Source organism: Spirosoma sp. 48-14, assembly GCF_001898575.1.
GTDB lineage: Bacteria > Bacteroidota > Bacteroidia > Cytophagales > Spirosomataceae > Spirosoma.
Map to the genome: position 1 here is coordinate 166,133 of NZ_MKUD01000063.1, position 16,887 is coordinate 183,019.

The window sequence follows — 16,887 nt, forward strand, 5'->3', positions numbered from 1 at the left end:
CCGTAAACTATTAAGCAATTTCCACCGCAAAGGCAGCTTCAAACACATCGCCTTCGGCAACCTGCTGAATAGCTTCTTTTTGTTGAATGGGCTTGAGCTCACCTTCGCTATCAGCACAGCCTAACCAGGGTTCGATACAGACAAATGATGCGCCCGGTTTAGCCCATAGTCCTAAATACGGGAAATCGGGGAAACTGACGGTCACCGAATGATTATGCCGATCACTGCGGATGGCCACCCGGCGCGAAGCCAGATTTTTGAAAACCAGCGCATCCTGATCGAATAAATGTCTGGTCAGCGGCAATCGGCTCCCTTCGGTAGGGATGGGTTTGGTTTCTCCCGTAAAGTACCCTGCCGCCGAAAGCATATGCGTTTCCAGTGGCTCCTCCTTCTCAAATTCAATAAAATAATCTTCGTATTCCTCATTCACATAAAACGGAACGTTGAATGCCGGATGTGCCCCCACCGAAAAGAAAACCGTTTTAGTATCTTCATTAACAACCCGGTAGGTAATCGTTAAGCGAGGCCCTTCGATTTCATAGATTATCTGAAATTCAAAGGCATACGGATAATGGACACGGGTACTACTGCTTGATCGCAACTGAAATACCGCATGGGTTGTCGATGACTCGATGGTGGTAAAGACCGACTGCCGGGTAAAGCCGTGGCGCTCAATTGGGTATGTTTTACCGTCAACCAGTAACTGGTTGTTCAGGCAACCGCCTACTACCGGAAACAGATTGGGGGCATGCCAGTTCCAAACCATCGGATCGGCCTGCCAAAGGTGTTCAATGCCACTTGGCTTATGCAAAATGGACGTCAGTTCGGCCCCTTTCGAGCGAATGGAGACGCGAATGGATTCGTTTTCTAGGGTTGTCATGGGGCCAAAAATAACAAAAGCCACCCAATAGTGGGCGGCTTTTGTCAGATTCAACAGCCTTCGGGAACTGAGTCTGTTGAGTTGGTTTAGAACCGGAAGTGCGAGAACGCCTTGTTGGCTTCAGCCATACGGTGCGTATCGTCCTTCTTTTTAACAGCAGCACCTTCGCCTTTAGCGGCTGCGATGATTTCGGCTGCTAACCGGTCAACCATGGTTTTTTCACCCCGCGAACGAGCGTACCGGATAAGCCATTTCATGCCTACCGCGACCTTCCGGTCTGCCCGTACTTCGGTTGGCACCTGGAAGGTAGCTCCACCGACGCGACGGCTTTTTACTTCGACTGATGGCATTACGTTATTCAATGCCTTTCTCCACGTATCGAGCCCGTTTTCATTCGTGCGCTTAGCCACTACATCGAGGGCATCGTAGAAAATTCCGTACGCCAGGCTTTTCTTGCCTTCGTACATCAGATTGTTAACAAATTTGGTTACGAGGACCTCCTTATATTTCGGATCAGGTAACACGTAACGCTTGGGCGGTTTCGCCTTTCTCATGTGTTCTTCAGATTTTTGGTCTTACTCTGCCGTGTTTTTCAACGGGCAGTCAATTTTTTAATGTATAATGACTAATGAACAATGTACAATGATGGCTGTTGCAGGCCATTTTTCATTATACATTTTACATTATTCATTCTTACTTTTTCTTACCTTTTGCTGGAGGAGCGCCTTTGCCACCTTTCGCTGGAGCCTGACCTGGTTTCGGACGTTTGGCACCGTATTTCGAACGGCTTTGCAGACGACCGTTTACACCAGCTGTATCGAGGGCACCCCGAACGATGTGGTAACGAACACCTGGCAGGTCTTTTACCCGGCCACCCCGGATCAGCACGATTGAGTGCTCCTGTAGGTTGTGGCCTTCACCTGGGATGTAAGCGTTCACTTCCCGGCCGTTTGTTAAACGAACCCGGGCAACTTTACGAAGAGCCGAGTTTGGCTTCTTCGGCGTCGTCGTGTACACACGTGTGCACACTCCCCGACGTTGCGGGCAGGCATCTAAAGCTGGCGATTTCGACTTGTCGATCAGCTTTTCACGCCCTTTACGCACTAATTGTTGTATAGTAGGCATTATTGATTTTGGTTACGAAAAACAGTCTTCCCGAATTTTGAGGTGCAAAGATACGGAAAAACTATTGATTGGCAAATGTTTTCGACTTACAGTTTGGGCTATACAGCAAGCTAACACACTATCAATTCTATGTGAATCCGCTATATACTATAAGCTCAAAACTATTAGGCCTGACCTACAGGTCCACCAAAACCACCGGAAGGGAACCGGAACGAGTCGTTAGGCTGGTTAATGCCGCCATAGGCTTCTTCGTACCGACTAATGTTTTCACGCAGCGCATCCAGTAACCGTTTGGCGTGTTCGGGGGTCAGGATGATGCGAGCTTTAACTTTTGCTTTGGGTACCCCCGGCATCAGCCGAATAAAATCAAGAATAAACTCACTATTCGAATGCGCGATCATTGCCAGATTGGCGTATACCCCTTCGGCAATTTCTTCACTCAATTCGACGTCGATTGCTCCTTCAGGATTTGGGTTTTGCTGCTGTGTAGCCATGCTATTTTATCGTTGGCAAATACGAATTACTAACTTAGTTAGCGAAACCTAATTGCTGTCTGTTTTGCTGGTTATATAAATAGTAAACGCTTGTATCACACGGACAACCTTCTGTAATTGGCTGGCTCTCCGACCAACTTTTTTGCAAAGGTACAGCATCTACCAGCTTTTTCGGGGAAATAATAGTTAAAACGAGTCAGACTAGCAGAATAGCTACACCTGAACCTAGTGCGGATTCGACAGCGAAAAGGAACTGTAACTAGGCGGCATACTCCCTTTTCGGGGCATCCATTGCTACTAAAAAAGGGGAACCTTCCGATTCCCCTTTTTTGGCGTTAAGCCATATCTAATATACAGTCGTCCTGTTCAACAACCGTACCTTCTTTGAGCTTGATCGTTGCGATTGTTCCTTCTTTCGAAGCCGCTACGATACTTTCCATCTTCATGGCTTCGATCACAAACAGGGGCTGGTTTTTCTTCACCACATCGCCCGGTTTAACCAGAATCCGCGTCAGGCGACCCTGTAACGGAGCCCCTACATCACCTGCGTTAGCAACCTTAGCATGTTGCTGTTTTTCGACCTTCGAGGCTTTGTCCCGTACCTTCACCTGACGGCTTTGCCCGTTCAGTTCGAAGGTGATCGTCCGCATACCAAACTCGTCGGGTTCCGATTTGAAAAGGAGTCGAACCAGAATATTTTTACCCTCTTCAATATTGATCAGGATTTCTTCATTTTCCTTTAGACCGTAAAAGAATGCAGGCGTTGGAATGATGCTAACGTTACCATACTGCTCATTGGCCTTATAATATTCGTCATAAACCTTCGGATACATCTGGTACGACAGATAATCTACGAAGCCATCATTAAGCGGGTATTTCTCCTGAAAGGCTTTGAAATCGGCATCGAAGTCGATTGGTTTCAGGTGGCTGTTCGGTCGGTCGGTGATGGGCGCTTCGCCTTTGAGGACTACCCGTTGAATAGCTTCCGGGAAACCACCTACAGGTTGCCCGAGAATCCCTTTCATCAATTCTTTTACCGACTCCGGGAACGACAGCGATTCTCCCCGATCAATCACATCCTTAGCTGTCAGGTTATTAGCTGTCATGAAAATAGCCATATCACCTACTACTTTCGACGATGGAGTTACCTTCACAATATCGCCGAAGAGCTGGTTGGCTACCGAATAGTTTTTCTTCAGCGTTTCGAACTTATCGCCCAGACCTGTTGCAATAGCCTGTGGTTTCAGGTTCGAATACTGGCCACCCGGAATTTCGTTCTCGTACACTTCGGCGCTGCTCGCTTTCATGCCCGACTCGAACGGATAGTAATACTCCCGAACGTCTTCCCAATAATTGGAATAGTCGTTCAGCGACGACAGGTCCATGGGGCATTCACGCTCGTGGCCCTGCATCATAGCCACCACCGAGTTGAAGTTTGGCTGGGAAGTCAGTCCTGATAAAGCACCCAATGCACAGTCAACAATATCGACTCCCGAATCAATGGCTTTCAGATACGTAGCGGCCTGAATACCTGCCGTATCGTGTGTATGCAGGTGAATCGGGATGTTTACAGCTTTTTTCAGTTCACGGACCAGCACCTCAGCCGATAAGGGTTTTAGCAAACCGGCCATGTCTTTAATTGCCAGCAAATGTGCCCCTTCATCTTCAAGCTGACGGGCCATGTCGAGGTAATACTGGAGCGTGTATTTGTGTTGATTCGGCGACAGCACATCACCGGTGTAGCAAATGGCCGCTTCACATAACGCATCGGTCCGTTCGCGAACGGCGCGGATACTCACTTTCATGGCTTCGACCCAGTTCAACGAGTCGAAAATGCGGAATACATCGATGCCCGTCTCCCACGATTTTTCAACAAACTTTTCAATCAGATTATCCGGGTAGGCCGAGTAACCGACGGCATTGGAACCCCGGAACAGCATTTGCAGAAGCATGTTCGGCATGGCTTCGCGAAGGGCCGCCAGCCGTTTCCAGGGACTTTCGTACAGGAAACGCATCGCTACATCGAACGTAGCGCCCCCCCATACTTCCATCGAAAACAGTTCGGGATGTTTTTTGGCAAACCCTTCAGCGGCTTTTAGTAAGTCCTGCGTCCGCACCCGCGTTGCCAGCAGTGACTGGTGACCATCACGGAAGGTGGTATCGGTATACAGAATTCCTTTCTGATCCCGCACCCATTCGCTGAATTTATCCCGGCCTAACTCTTTAAGACGATCACGGTTCCCTTTCGGGTATGGGCTGTAGGTATCGAACGTTGGAACAATCGGTGTCCGGAAAACCTTACTATCGTCTTTCTTTTTAACTTCCGGATTGCCATTCACGATCACTTCGGCCAGGTAATTCAGCACGCGCGACGAGCGGTCCTGTGGCTTACGGAAGTTGAACAGCTCAGGATGGGTTTCTATAAACGATACCCGTGCTTCGCCCCGCTGGAAAATCGGGTTACGGATTACGTTTTCGAGAAAGCCAATGTTGGTTTTAACGCCCCGAATCCGGAACTCGACCAATGCCCGCATTAGTCGCTGACAGGCGCCTTTGAGCGTCCGCCCCCGTGCCGAGACTTTTACAATCATCGAGTCGAAGTAGGGCGAGATTTTCATACCCGCATAGCTACTACCCTCATCGAGCCGGATACCAAAACCAGCCGCATTCCGATAGGCCGTAATTGTTCCAAAGTCGGGTTTAAAACCGTTGGCAGGATCTTCGGTCGTAATTCGACACTGAATAGCGTATCCGTTCAGCGGAATTTCGTCCTGATGATTGATGTAGATGCCATTGTCGGAAAGCCGATAGCCCATCGCAATCAGAATCTGCGTTCTGACGATGTCGATACCGGTTACTTCCTCAGTAATAGTATGCTCAACCTGAATACGGGGGTTAACCTCAATGAAGTAAATATTCTCATTTTTGTCGACCAGAAATTCGACCGTACCGGCATTGGAATAATTAACCGCCCGGCCTAGCTGTAGCGCATATTCATAGAGCTTATTTTTCGTTTCCTGCCGTAGTCCAAACGACGGGGCCACCTCGACCACTTTCTGGAACCGCCGTTGTACCGAACAATCGCGCTCATACAGGTGAACGATGCTTCCGTGCTGATCGCCCAGCAACTGTACCTCGATATGCTTGGGGTCTTCAATGAATTTTTCGAGGAAAATCGTATCGTCGCCAAAAGCGTTACGAGCTTCATTTTTCGCTTCGGTGAAGGCTTTGGGGAAATCTTCAGCATTTCGAACGACGCGCATACCGCGCCCACCGCCACCGGCAGCCGCTTTCACCATTACCGGAAAGCCAATGCGTTCGGCCTCGGTAAGCGCAAACTCCGGCGACATATTTTCTTCCCGCGAATCAGGGATCAAGGGAACGCCAGCCGTAGTAGCCAGATTTTTCGCCCGAACTTTATCGCCAAGGGCATCCATAGCCTCCGGCGAAGGACCAACGAATATGATCCCCTCCTCCCGACAGCGTCGGGCTAGTTTTACATTTTCCGACAGGAATCCATAACCGGGGTGAATGGCATCGATTTTATGCCGTTTGGCCAGCAAAATAATTCCTTCAACATCCAGATACGGTTTAAGCGGATCTTCATCGCGGCCGATCTGATAAGCCTCATCGGCTTTGTAGCGGTGTAGCGAATAACGGTCTTCATACGTGTAAACGGCAACCGTTGTAATGCCGAGTTCGGTAGCAGCCCGCATGATGCGGATAGCAATTTCGCCCCGGTTGGCGACAAGCAGACGTTTAATCGGTCGGATGTATTCTTTCATGGAATCTTAATGAAAGCGGCTTTTGGCTATAAGCCTGTCTAAAAACATGGCAAGATGGTTGAAAATTTTGAAAAAGCTCTCCTGTACCGTACAATCTTTGGATAATTTATCTTTTTCAGGAAATATTACATATAGTATAAAAAAGATGCGTTTGGCCCTGGTGGGGTTATGTGTAAATTGCCCCCAACTCCCAAATCATTTTTGGTCTGCGGACTGAGCCAGCTGCAGAAGCAGTATGACAACACCCAGCCCATCGCACATCGTATTATGCTTGCTCGACTACTGGATTACATTATTCATTTTAAGCCCCATCAGCGGTTCCTGGTTGGATTATCGGCTTCAATACTGGTCAGTTTTATGGTGCCTGATACCTTTAATTTCCCTGCCCGCAGTACGGTTGCCTGGGTAGCCTACGCTCTGACTTCCCTGCTGATTATGTGGATAATTATTACAAACGTACACCCACGCGAACTACCTAAAATCTCGCGCAGCGAAGACTCGAACCGTACTGTTTTTCTTATTCTGGTACTTGTAGCGGCTGTAGCCAGCTTAGTTGCTATCGTAGCCCTTCTGAACTCGGCCGATGAAAATCTACCAGCCAGCCTTAAACCGTATTACATGTCGCTGGTTCTGGTAGCAGTTGCCAGTTCGTGGTGTCTGGTGCATACCGTGTTTGTATTTCGCTATGCCCATCTGTATTACGGCAATGGCCTGGAGAAGGGCAAACGACCAAAGGGCCTGGAGTTCCCCAATGAATCAGAACCTGATTACCTGGATTTTGCGTATTTCTCGTTTGTGATTGGCATGACAAGCCAGGTATCCGACGTGGCGGTCAGTTCTAAGGCCATGCGTCGCACCGCATTAGCGCATGGCATACTGTCGTTTGGCTTCAATGCCATTATTATTGCCCTGACCATCAGCGGCATTTCTAAATAACCGTTGGGCCTTTAGTTGTTCAGGGCGAACATTACCCGCGTCGCTTGCCCCAGTAGAATCCCACCAGAACGAGTGCCAGTGTTACGGCCACTTGAAGGCCTATCAAGGAGTTGGTCATAATCACCACAAAGGGATCTTCCAGTGGGGTAGGTTGATCTGGACTGGGCAACACCGAGACACTTGTCCACAATTTCGTTATTGCAACAGACATTCTGGAAAATAGGATCACCAGCAGCAGCCCAAGGACGAGAATAATCAGGTTAGGAAGCGTTCTACTAAATCGTATTCGGCCTTCTTTTACCAGGAAAAGCAGAAAAGAGACGATCAGAAAAAGTGGAAAGACGACCCAGGCTGATGAAAGGACAAAATAGGTATCATACAGTTGAATATCGACACTGCCACCTACCAAACTCCGACCGAATATAGCCAAGCAAATCAGAACGCTGATGGCGAATGCGAGCGCCAACCAGAATAGCTCAATCAACGTAGGCCTGAACATAGTTCATCTTTAAACGATCCTAACATAGGACAGATGGCTCTTTACTATTCGTTCGACCGACGGTTGGCAGCTTGTCGTTTTGCTTTTTCGGCCTGTTCTTTTTCGTAAGCTTCCCGCTGCCGTTTGTCGGAAATCAGGTTGCGGTATAAGCCATTAAGTACGTAAATATCGTCGACCTCGTCGATGAGTCGATGGAGTTGTTCCCGAACCTGGTTGATATTCATATAATCTGCTGAGTAAGACAAATAACATTATCCGCAACAACGGCCCGCAAAAGTAGTATGTAAAGACGGTTTTTCTAGTTCAACGTCCACCCTTCACAGGCGGCTGGTGGTATATATAGGAAGTGATGGTTTAGCCTGCCTGATTCGTACTGAAAATCTAAATTTCAACCACTCACGTATATAGTTCAAACCAAGTGATGCAATAGCGGTTATACCTGCAGAGATCGTATCAATTTCAACAACATGAAAAAACAACAGCTTAAACCAGGCTTATCGATGTTGCCTGGCCAGTTAGAACCGGTATGGGTAGGGCGCCGTTTATTTTTACGCTATGCTGGTGCCTTAACGGCTGGCGGAATGCTTTTAGCAGCCTGCGGAGATGAAGAAAACCCAACTACAGTTACAGCGCCTGTCGATCTGGGTTCGGGCGATACGGGGATTTTGAATTATGCCTATGCACTTGAGCAGTTGGAAGCCGCTTTCTACACACAGGTTGTGGCTTCACCCTTTAGCGGCATGACCGATGCCGAAAAAACGTTGCTGACCGACATTCGTGACCACGAGATTGTACACCGCGAATTTTTCAAGGCAGCACTGGGCGCTAATGCCATCGGCGCGTTAACACCAAATTTTGCTTCGGTTAATTTCTCAGATCGGGCTAGTGTGCTGGGAGCCGCCAAAGCGTTTGAAGATTTAGGTGTATCGGCCTATAATGGAGCCGGAACCCTAATTACGAACCCAGATTATATTACGATTGCCGGAAAGATTGTATCGGTCGAAGCACGTCATGCTGCGGCTATTCGGGACTTGCTCAACCCAAAATCAGCTGATTTCGCGGGCGATGACGTCGTAGATCCTACTACAGGATTGGATGCAGCCAATGCACCAACGGTTGTCCTGCCAATCGCGCAGAAGTATGTTAAAACGCAAATCACCGCCAACAATCTTCCCAAGTAAATCGGAAACATATCATGAACTTACTAAAATTAATCGCCGACATCGAGCAGGTAGACCCCGAATTCGGCGACCGCTACAGCTTCCACTCACGTAGGAACTTACTTAAATTCAGTTCAAAGCTTATTGCTGCGGGCATTCCGGCTATCGTAGCAGGCACTCTCAATAAAGCGCTGGCTCAATCGACAACACCCTCACAGACTGCTATCGACATAGCCAATTACGCGCTGACGCTGGAATATCTGGAAGACGATTTTTACCGGATGGGCCTGGCGGCTCAGGGGCTCGTTCCGACCAGCGACCAGAAAGTGATTGCCCAGATCAGCAAGCATGAAACAGCCCACGTCAATCTGCTGAAAGCAGCGCTGGGTACGTTGGCCGTAGCTAAACCGACCTTCAAATACCCAACCGGAACGTTCACAAGCTATCCAACTTTCCTGGCAACGGCACGGGCGCTGGAAGATACGGGCGTGCAGGCCTATAAAGGTCAGGCAGCCGCTCTGGTCAACGACAAAGCCATCCTGAAAGTAGCCTTACAGATTCACTCGGTAGAAGCCCGCCATGCCGCCGAAATCCGGCGAATTCTGGGGCTCAAAAGCTGGGTATCTGACACAACTCAAACGACATTTACACAAGGCGGTGTTAATCTGAAAACGCTTCCGAACGTATCCGGTATTTCGGATGATAACCTTCGGGGAGCGTTTGACGAACCGCTAACCAAAGCACAGGTACTGGCTATTGCAGCGCCATTCCTTGGCTAAACGACATAGGGAGGCCGGGAAACCGGCAATGGGTGTCGGAAGGCATCGGAGATTTTCTCCGGTGCCTTTTTCTTTGATTGCCATTGCTTTACCCTTAGTTATATCTTTCTAGCTCAACGCTTTTGAATACACTATACTACAGCTATCGCCTATGTACAAATTGAGAGCCGCTTTACTCCTTTTTGGTTGTACACTTCTGGGTATGTCAGTTGGATCGGCTTTGACGCTATTAATTGTCTATTCAGCAGGCCATCTAAAGGAGATCAGCTCCTTACCCATATTTATCCAACAAGTTGCTCAACTGCCTAACGGATGGTATATTTTTATATCCGTTCAAGCTGTAAGTCATTTGTTTACTTACTTGATCCCTGCTTTAGTCTATTGGTATTTGTTTGAGCACCGTCGATGGGCTGATTTTCAAACTAACTCCTTAAAGGCTGTTTCTGGACTATGGCTAGGGCTTCTAAGTGTTATTGTTATTCTACCCTTCAACGAGTTAATTATCAACTGGAATCAGCATCTCGAATTACCTGGACTTATTGAAAATCTTGCCGATTGGATACATCGCAAGGAACAAGAAAGCACCCTGCAAACCAAGCTGTTGGTCGCCTTTAAATCAGCAGATCAATTATTGATTGCCATTCTCGTTGTTGGATTTGTTGCTTCAATCGGTGAAGAGGTATTCTTTCGAGGCATAATTCAGCGCTGGCTCATGAAATGGACAGTTAATGCTCATGTTGGCATCTGGTTAGCGGCTATTATATTCAGTGCCGTTCATTTTCAATTTTCTGGCTTTTTTCCAAGAATCTTACTTGGCGTACTGTTCGGCTATTTATACTTCTGGTCAGGCAATATATGGGTAGCCATAGTCGCTCATTTTATTAATAACAGTCTAATTGTTATTAATGCCTATATTCAGCAGCCCGCTTGCTTAGATCTTGGATTAAAGCTTCATACAAATAATTGGTTTTGGGCCATGCTGTCCGCTATTGGCGCAACAATTCTACTCTTTTTCTTTCAGCGATTAAATTATAGGCGTACGGTACATCTGTATTAAGAAGTGGTTTGCGTTCGTGGGGGCAGATTCTTAAACCTACCCCATGAGGTTTCTCCAAACCGAGCCAGGGAAGGCTACAAGAACTTTTACTATGGATTTTACCTCCAGCTAAATCCAACGCTTTGGACTGAAAACGAATCCCTTTTGTATGGAAAAAGGCATCCGTTCCACGTAATCCATAATGAAAAATATCGCCTGGATAATTGTGCTTATCACCCTGGGGTGCCGCTCAAACGACCCCGTTTTATCCATCAATCCTGCTCAGTTGATTGGCACCTGGACTAGTCAGTCAATTTCCGGCAGTGAAAAACCGTACACGCGATGGACGTTTGAATCAAATTACGTGTACGTTGTCGATGATGCATTGAAAAAGTGTCAGCCAGTTACCAATTTATCTTATTACAGATACTGGCTGGAAGGCGACAATTTAGTGATGCGGTATGAAGGTATAACGAATGGATTAGTCCCTATACCTGATATTCGTCGCCGAATTATAGCCATCACAGCCAATGAATTCGTGTTGGATACCCCTTATCAGGTACTCGAAAAATGCCCTTGATGCCTACCGTTTCGACTGGCAGATGCAGGACAATTAATTATACACGTTAAAATTTCTCCCATTCTAGCCCCTATAAACCAAGACGATATGCTCCATTACATCATCTGGAATGTTGATCCTGAAATTTTCCGTATAGGTTCCTGGCCAGTGCGATGGTACGGCTTGTTGTTTGCCACTGGGTTTCTGTTCGGCATGCAACTTATGACCCACATCTTCAAAACTGAACGAAAACCCCAAGCCGACACCGATGCGCTTCTGATGACAATGGTTCTGGGAACCGTCCTGGGTGCCAGGCTAGGTCACTTTCTATTTTACGAGCCAGCTATGTTTATTGATGACCCGCTAGGCATTGTTACCCCTCCTTATGGTGGATTAGCTAGTCATGGAGCCATCATCGGTATCCTTCTGGGCTTATGGATCTACTCCCGTCGAGCAGCCAGTCAGGCAACCGGGCAAAGTTTTCTCTGGGTAATCGACCGTATTAGCATTGTAGCGGCCCTGGGTGGGGCCTTTATTCGGTTCGGCAATCTCATGAATTCCGAAATTTTCGGTAAGCCAACTACCGTCCCCTGGGCTTTTGTTTTTGTAAGAGATCATGAGTTTAGCCAGGTACCTCGTCATCCCACTCAGATCTATGAATCGTTATCCTGTCTGATTTTAGCCATTGGGCTATTCTGGTTTTGGAGAACGTATCGTAACCAGGCGGCACCGGGGACCATGGCGGGTATCTTTTTGATTTGGGTATTTAGCCTGCGCTTCGTCTGGGAATTTTTCAAAGAAAATCAGGTCGCTTTTGAAGACAGCATGAACTTTAATATGGGGCAACTCTTGAGTATACCGGCCATTTTGCTCGGCTTGATTTTACTTTTACGAAACTTCATCCGACCCGCTTCTCTCATTCCCGTTGCCCTGGTTATTCAATCGTCAAGTCTCTGTTATCAATGCGATTATCAGTCGGCCTTGCCAGCCTCCAGCAAACCCAACGCTGAACGATGTAAGAACACCCTTTCTGACAAGGCCCTTCCCGGAAGCCGACCTGTTCAGGAGTACATAGCGAGAGTCCCAAAGCAGCTTTCTAAAGTAAGTTCATTCACCTAACCTTAGTTACTGGTTATCCTTACCACATCTTCATTCCTTTTACCGAAATTCGCTGGTCTAAGCGATTGTACATGAAATTTGTCCGTATTCTTTTAAAAGTCCTGCTCGGTCTGGTTGTTGTCATCCTGCTGTTTCTGGCCGTTAGTTTGGCCCCCGTCGATGAAACGCCTTACCAGCAAATGCCTTACTATACCCAAACCAAACAACGGCTGGAAGCCCTTCCCACTCCTCCACCAGCTAAAGGACCACTGCGCGCTGGCTGGGCGAAAGCAAGCATCACACCCTCCTACTCTACCCCAACAGGTGGCTATGGTGCGCGTAGAGGCAAACACTGGCACATTATCAGCGACTCCATTTTTGCACGAGCCATCGTACTCGATAATGGCACCACCAAAGTAGCGCTCGTTGGGCTGGATTTGCTCATCACCCCACCAACGGTGACCGAAGCGCTAAAAAAACGACTGCCCGAAGTGGGGCTTCGCTGGGAGAACGTGTACACAGGAGCGATTCACTCACACAATAGCATGGGCGGCTGGGCACCGGGTCTGGTCGGTCAGTTGATTGCCGGTGGATACGACGAGAAAATTGTAACCCAGATTACGGAGGGTGTGCTACAGGCCATTCGCGTTGCACAAATGAACATGGCACCGGTACAAATCGGTTACGGTGAAGCCGATGCTACGGACCATATCTACAACCGCATCGGCTGGTCGGGGCCGACCAAACCGCTTGATGGAAAAATCCACCTGCTGAGGCTAAAGAAAAATTCAGGCGAATCGGCGCTTCTATGCTCCTTTTCGGGTCATGCCACCCTGTTTGAAGACAGCATGTGGAACTACCTCAGCCGCGACTACCCGGGTTCGCTCGTGGATCGGCTGGAGAAGAAATCGGCTGATTTTGCGGTCTTTCTGGCGGGCGCCGTTGGCAGTACAGGCCCCGAAGCCAAAGGCAAGACCGATTTTCAGGAGATACGAAACTATGCCGGTGATTTAGCTGCGCGGATCGAACGAACCTTGCCAACTATCCCGCTTAACTCAGACAGCACCCTGGCCATGCTGACGCTACCCTTGAGCCTGCGTGAGCCACACCCCCGCGTAATCGGCAACTGGCGTGTACGCCCCTGGTTATTCTACGCGATCTACGGCGATTACCCGTCCGACCTGAAAGCGTTGCGCATTGGCCACACCGTTCTGCTCGGCACCCCTTGCGATTACTCCGGCGAATTCGTTGCCGACTTCAAACCACTGGCTCAGCAGAAAGGCGTTAACCTGATGATTACCAGCTTCGATGGGGGGTATATTGGCTATGTCACACCCGATGCGTACTACAACCGCCCCACCTACGAAACCCGCGATATGAACTGGTTCGGCCCCTACAACGGCGCCTATTTCGAGGAAATGATGATGGGGCTATTGAAGAAACTATAATTGCGTAACCATTGAACAGCCGTATCGTTGGTAATGATGCCATCATTACCAACGATACCCAAACCTAATTATGCCAGTTCGACTATTATTAATCACTGCGTTCATCATCACCATAGCTGCTTTCGTCAATCATACCGACGAGTCGGCGGTTATTCGGATCAACCTGATGGGGTATCGGCCGAACAGCCCTAAAATAGCCGTTTGGGGGAGCCTTAGGGAACAAACAATCAGCAGGTTTCAGCTTATCAATGAACAAACGCAGCAGCCTGTTAAAGAATGGTCGTCGGGCAAAGCGTTTGATGCCTACGGGCCTTTCCGACAAACGTATCGGCTCGATTTTTCAGATTTTCAGAAACCCGGTCGGTATTATCTTCAGGCCGAAGATGGTACGCGCTCGCCCAGCTTTCGGATCGATGAGGATGTGTATAACGGTGCGGCTGATTTCTGTTTGCGCTATATGCGCCAGCAACGCAGTGGCTTCAACCCGTTTCTGAAAGATTCCTGCCACACTCATGACGGCTATACCCTCTACGGCCCCATGCCCGACAGTACTCATATTGATGTAGTGGGTGGCTGGCACGATGCATCCGATTACCTGCAATACGTAACTACCTCGGCCAACGCCACCTATCACCTGCTGGCTGCCGTCCGGGATTTCCCGAACGCCTTTACGGATGCCTATCAGGCCAATGGACTGACAGGTTCCAACGGGCTCCCCGATGCACTAGACGAAGCTCATTGGGGGCTGGACTGGTTACTGAAAATGCACCCCAAAGAGGATTGGCTGTTCAATCAACTCGGCGACGACCGCGACCACGCAGGCATGCGGATTCCGAAAGAAGACAATTTTTACGGCAAAGGGCTGGAACGGCCTGTTTATTTTGCGACGGGCCAGCCGCAGGGCATGTTTAAATACAAAAACCGGGCTACGGGTGTTGCCTCTACAGCGGGTAAAGTGAGCAGTGCATTATCACTTGGCTATCAACTTCTTCGCAACTGCCAGCCCGACTATGCACAAACGCTCCGGCAACGGTCGCAATCGGCTTATCAGCTCGGCTTACAAAAGCCCGGTAATTGTCAGACAGCCCCTGGCCGTGCTCCTTATTTTTACGAAGAAGATAACTACGTAGACGATATGGAACTGGCAGCCGTTGAGCAGCTTAACCTTCTCAACGCGACAGGCAAGCAGGCAACACAACTTCAGAAAACAGCCCTGGATTTTGCCCGGCAGGAACCTGTTACGCCCTGGATTCTGAACGACACGGCCCGGCATTATCAGTGGTATCCGTTTGTGAATGTGGGGCATGGCGAACTAGCGAAAAAGCTTCCCGTCAATCAACGAAAAACGGTCACCGACTTTTACAAAAAAGGTATCGAAACCGTCTGGAATCGAGCCCGACAGAATGCATTTTACCGGGGTGTACAGTTTACCTGGTGCAGCAACAATTACACGGCTTCGTTTGCTACCCAATGTTTCTGGTATCGACAACTCACCGGCGACAATCAGTTTGTGGCCCTCGAACAGGCCAATTTCGACTGGTTATTCGGTTGCAATCCCTGGGGAACGAGCTTTGTGTATGGCCTGCCTGCCAACGCCGATACACCGAGTGATCCTCATTCGGCATTCACCCACCTCAAACAGTATCCGATTGATGGCGGATTGGTCGACGGGCCGGTGAAGGGGAGCATCTACAAAAATCTGATCGGCATTACGCTCTACCAGCCCGATGAATACGCGGCTTTTCAAAGCGACGTAGCCGTTTATCACGACGATTATGGCGATTATAGTACCAACGAACCTACCATGGACGGTACGGCCTCGCTCATTTACCTACTGGCCGCCAAACAGGCTGAACGACTAACCCAATCTACCAAAGCGACGAAACCGAAACGAGAGGCTCGACCTGCTCCCAAACGCCTTCAACCAACGAAATCTGACCCAAAATCGACTTATTTTAAAGGGGCTCGAATTCGGGGCGATACAACCGCCCGACGGCTGGCGCTGGTTTTTACTGGTGATGAATTTGCCGATGGTGGTTCTGTAATTGCCCGAACGTTGCAAGCCCATGACGTTCGGGCTTCGTTTTTTTTGACTGGGCGCTTTTTGCGGAATCCGGCATTTAGGGCCACCATCGACCAGTTGGCTCGCGAAGGTCATTACCTGGGGCCCCATTCCGACCAGCATCTGCTCTACTGCGACTGGCGCAAACGCGATAGTTTATTGGTCACCCATGAACAGTTTATTACCGACCTCCGAGCCAATTATGCTGCACTGGCTCGTTTTCGGCAGAAACCCGTTACAAAACGAATCTTCCTACCGCCTTATGAATGGTATAACGATAGCATTGCTGTCTGGACAACGGCCGAAGGTATCCACTTAATCAACTACACATCCGGCACGCTTAGCCACGCCGACTACACAACACCCGACGATCGAAACTACCGCAGTAGCGAGACTATTTTACAATCCATCCGTACCTACGAAACCAGCCATCGCAACGGCTTGAATGGGTTTATCCTGTTGATGCACATCGGTACCGCCCCCAGCCGAACCGATAAACTATATACGCACCTGGATACGCTGCTGACCGAATTTCAACAGAAAGGATATCAGTTTGTTCGTATCGATGCATTGTGACCCGGACCGAAACTTTACGCATGAAAGTGAGTTGATATAGCAGCCGTCTATTGCCTGACGACGCTTTACTCAACAACTGACTTTTCTTATGCGCACGGTCCTGATTTGTTCCACGTTATGTCTGGCGGGCTCCCTTTGCTTTGCCCAGGCCGATTCCTCGAAAGTTATTCAGCAGCCTGCAGATCGGCAGGTGGCGATTCCGGGTGTCGATACACCTGTATCGGGTCCGGGCCTTACAGCACAGGTGCCTCTGAATACGCCACCGCCACCACAAAACGGCCGAAAAAAACGGAGGACTCAGCCTCCCAGCGATCCACGGGCCTTTGGTGTAGGTATACCTATTGAAAAAGACAAGAGCCGAAAAGATACCCTCAGGAATTAGTAGTAACGTGGTTGGAAGCCCGCCATTGGGTCCCAATGGCGGGCTTCCAACCACGTTACTCGCGTTAC

At 48.9% G+C, this 16,887-nt stretch carries 16 protein-coding genes; 9 read left to right on the forward strand and 7 right to left on the reverse strand.

The annotated features are described in order from the left end of the window. Positions 1–10: 10 nt before the first annotated feature. The 5 genes from BGO59_RS27750 to BGO59_RS27770 form a co-directional block, all read right to left on the reverse strand. Positions 11–880 (reverse strand): aldose 1-epimerase family protein, encoded by an 870-nt coding sequence (locus BGO59_RS27750; RefSeq protein WP_293689201.1) that lies wholly within the window; start codon positions 878–880, stop codon positions 11–13. A gap of 86 nt (positions 881–966) precedes the next feature. Beyond that, on the reverse strand, positions 967–1,434 hold the full coding sequence (gene rpsG / locus BGO59_RS27755; protein WP_080058471.1) for a 30S ribosomal protein S7: 468 nt from the start codon (positions 1,432–1,434) through the stop codon (positions 967–969). A gap of 139 nt (positions 1,435–1,573) precedes the next feature. After that, positions 1,574–2,005: a 30S ribosomal protein S12 gene (gene rpsL, locus BGO59_RS27760; RefSeq protein ID WP_020594858.1), complete on the reverse strand. Its 432-nt coding sequence runs from the start codon at positions 2,003–2,005 to the stop codon at positions 1,574–1,576. Between the two features lie 164 nt (positions 2,006–2,169). Further along, a complete protein-coding gene (locus BGO59_RS27765) occupies positions 2,170–2,499 on the reverse strand; it encodes a DUF3467 domain-containing protein (RefSeq protein ID WP_293689204.1) in 330 nt (109 codons plus the stop codon). Between the two features lie 335 nt (positions 2,500–2,834). Continuing rightward, positions 2,835–6,284 (reverse strand): pyruvate carboxylase, encoded by a 3,450-nt coding sequence (locus BGO59_RS27770; protein WP_293689206.1) that lies wholly within the window; start codon positions 6,282–6,284, stop codon positions 2,835–2,837. Between the two features lie 267 nt (positions 6,285–6,551). On the opposite strand from BGO59_RS27770, the gene BGO59_RS27775 reads away from it, so the two are divergent. Then, entirely contained in the window at positions 6,552–7,220 is a 669-nt protein-coding gene (locus tag BGO59_RS27775) for a DUF1345 domain-containing protein (RefSeq protein ID WP_293689208.1), read from the forward strand. A 31-nt stretch (positions 7,221–7,251) separates the two neighbouring features. Here BGO59_RS27775 and BGO59_RS27780 read toward each other — a convergent pair whose 3' ends face one another. After that, entirely contained in the window at positions 7,252–7,719 is a 468-nt protein-coding gene (locus tag BGO59_RS27780; protein ID WP_293689210.1) for a hypothetical protein, read from the reverse strand. A gap of 44 nt (positions 7,720–7,763) precedes the next feature. Further along, on the reverse strand, positions 7,764–7,943 hold the full coding sequence (locus BGO59_RS27785; protein WP_293689212.1) for a hypothetical protein: 180 nt from the start codon (positions 7,941–7,943) through the stop codon (positions 7,764–7,766). 243 nt (positions 7,944–8,186) lie between these two features. Between BGO59_RS27785 and BGO59_RS27790 the strand changes: the two genes are divergently transcribed. The 8 genes from BGO59_RS27790 to BGO59_RS27825 all read left to right on the forward strand — a co-directional run bounded on the left by BGO59_RS27790 (position 8,187) and on the right by BGO59_RS27825 (position 16,819). Continuing rightward, on the forward strand, positions 8,187–8,900 hold the full coding sequence (locus BGO59_RS27790; RefSeq protein ID WP_293689214.1) for a ferritin-like domain-containing protein: 714 nt from the start codon (positions 8,187–8,189) through the stop codon (positions 8,898–8,900). A 14-nt stretch (positions 8,901–8,914) separates the two neighbouring features. Further along, on the forward strand, positions 8,915–9,658 hold the full coding sequence (locus BGO59_RS27795) for a ferritin-like domain-containing protein (RefSeq protein ID WP_293689216.1): 744 nt from the start codon (positions 8,915–8,917) through the stop codon (positions 9,656–9,658). Positions 9,659–9,809: 151 nt separating this feature from the next. Continuing rightward, positions 9,810–10,715 (forward strand): CPBP family intramembrane glutamic endopeptidase, encoded by a 906-nt coding sequence (locus BGO59_RS27800; RefSeq protein WP_293689218.1) that lies wholly within the window; start codon positions 9,810–9,812, stop codon positions 10,713–10,715. 181 nt (positions 10,716–10,896) lie between these two features. Continuing rightward, positions 10,897–11,274 carry a lipocalin family protein gene (locus BGO59_RS27805; protein WP_293689220.1) on the forward strand — a complete coding sequence of 126 codons (378 nt, stop codon included), beginning with the start codon at positions 10,897–10,899 and terminating at the stop codon, positions 11,272–11,274. An 87-nt stretch (positions 11,275–11,361) separates the two neighbouring features. Further along, positions 11,362–12,372, forward strand: a complete 1,011-nt coding sequence (gene lgt, locus BGO59_RS27810) for a prolipoprotein diacylglyceryl transferase (protein WP_365981579.1) — start codon at positions 11,362–11,364, stop codon at positions 12,370–12,372. Positions 12,373–12,443: 71 nt separating this feature from the next. After that, positions 12,444–13,799 carry a neutral/alkaline non-lysosomal ceramidase N-terminal domain-containing protein gene (locus tag BGO59_RS27815; protein ID WP_293689222.1) on the forward strand — a complete coding sequence of 452 codons (1,356 nt, stop codon included), beginning with the start codon at positions 12,444–12,446 and terminating at the stop codon, positions 13,797–13,799. Between the two features lie 70 nt (positions 13,800–13,869). After that, positions 13,870–16,437 (forward strand): glycoside hydrolase family 9 protein, encoded by a 2,568-nt coding sequence (locus BGO59_RS27820; protein WP_293689224.1) that lies wholly within the window; start codon positions 13,870–13,872, stop codon positions 16,435–16,437. A gap of 88 nt (positions 16,438–16,525) precedes the next feature. Next, positions 16,526–16,819 carry a hypothetical protein gene (locus BGO59_RS27825; RefSeq protein WP_293689226.1) on the forward strand — a complete coding sequence of 98 codons (294 nt, stop codon included), beginning with the start codon at positions 16,526–16,528 and terminating at the stop codon, positions 16,817–16,819. Positions 16,820–16,887: the final 68 nt, after the last annotated feature.

What these genes read in the sequence shown, in the direction of transcription:
- BGO59_RS27750 (WP_293689201.1), bottom strand. Translation starts at nt 880, where the DNA reads ATGACAACCCTAGAAAACGAATCCATTCGCGTCTCCATTCGCTCGAAA.
- rpsG (WP_080058471.1), bottom strand. Translation starts at nt 1,434, where the DNA reads ATGAGAAAGGCGAAACCGCCCAAGCGTTACGTGTTACCTGATCCGAAA.
- rpsL (WP_020594858.1), bottom strand. Translation starts at nt 2,005, where the DNA reads ATGCCTACTATACAACAATTAGTGCGTAAAGGGCGTGAAAAGCTGATC.
- BGO59_RS27765 (WP_293689204.1), bottom strand. Translation starts at nt 2,499, where the DNA reads ATGGCTACACAGCAGCAAAACCCAAATCCTGAAGGAGCAATCGACGTC.
- BGO59_RS27770 (WP_293689206.1), bottom strand. Translation starts at nt 6,284, where the DNA reads ATGAAAGAATACATCCGACCGATTAAACGTCTGCTTGTCGCCAACCGG.
- BGO59_RS27775 (WP_293689208.1), top strand. Translation starts at nt 6,552, where the DNA reads ATGCTTGCTCGACTACTGGATTACATTATTCATTTTAAGCCCCATCAG.
- BGO59_RS27780 (WP_293689210.1), bottom strand. Translation starts at nt 7,719, where the DNA reads ATGTTCAGGCCTACGTTGATTGAGCTATTCTGGTTGGCGCTCGCATTC.
- BGO59_RS27785 (WP_293689212.1), bottom strand. Translation starts at nt 7,943, where the DNA reads ATGAATATCAACCAGGTTCGGGAACAACTCCATCGACTCATCGACGAG.
- BGO59_RS27790 (WP_293689214.1), top strand. Translation starts at nt 8,187, where the DNA reads ATGAAAAAACAACAGCTTAAACCAGGCTTATCGATGTTGCCTGGCCAG.
- BGO59_RS27795 (WP_293689216.1), top strand. Translation starts at nt 8,915, where the DNA reads ATGAACTTACTAAAATTAATCGCCGACATCGAGCAGGTAGACCCCGAA.
- BGO59_RS27800 (WP_293689218.1), top strand. Translation starts at nt 9,810, where the DNA reads ATGTACAAATTGAGAGCCGCTTTACTCCTTTTTGGTTGTACACTTCTG.
- BGO59_RS27805 (WP_293689220.1), top strand. Translation starts at nt 10,897, where the DNA reads ATGAAAAATATCGCCTGGATAATTGTGCTTATCACCCTGGGGTGCCGC.
- lgt (WP_365981579.1), top strand. Translation starts at nt 11,362, where the DNA reads ATGCTCCATTACATCATCTGGAATGTTGATCCTGAAATTTTCCGTATA.
- BGO59_RS27815 (WP_293689222.1), top strand. Translation starts at nt 12,444, where the DNA reads ATGAAATTTGTCCGTATTCTTTTAAAAGTCCTGCTCGGTCTGGTTGTT.
- BGO59_RS27820 (WP_293689224.1), top strand. Translation starts at nt 13,870, where the DNA reads ATGCCAGTTCGACTATTATTAATCACTGCGTTCATCATCACCATAGCT.
- BGO59_RS27825 (WP_293689226.1), top strand. Translation starts at nt 16,526, where the DNA reads ATGCGCACGGTCCTGATTTGTTCCACGTTATGTCTGGCGGGCTCCCTT.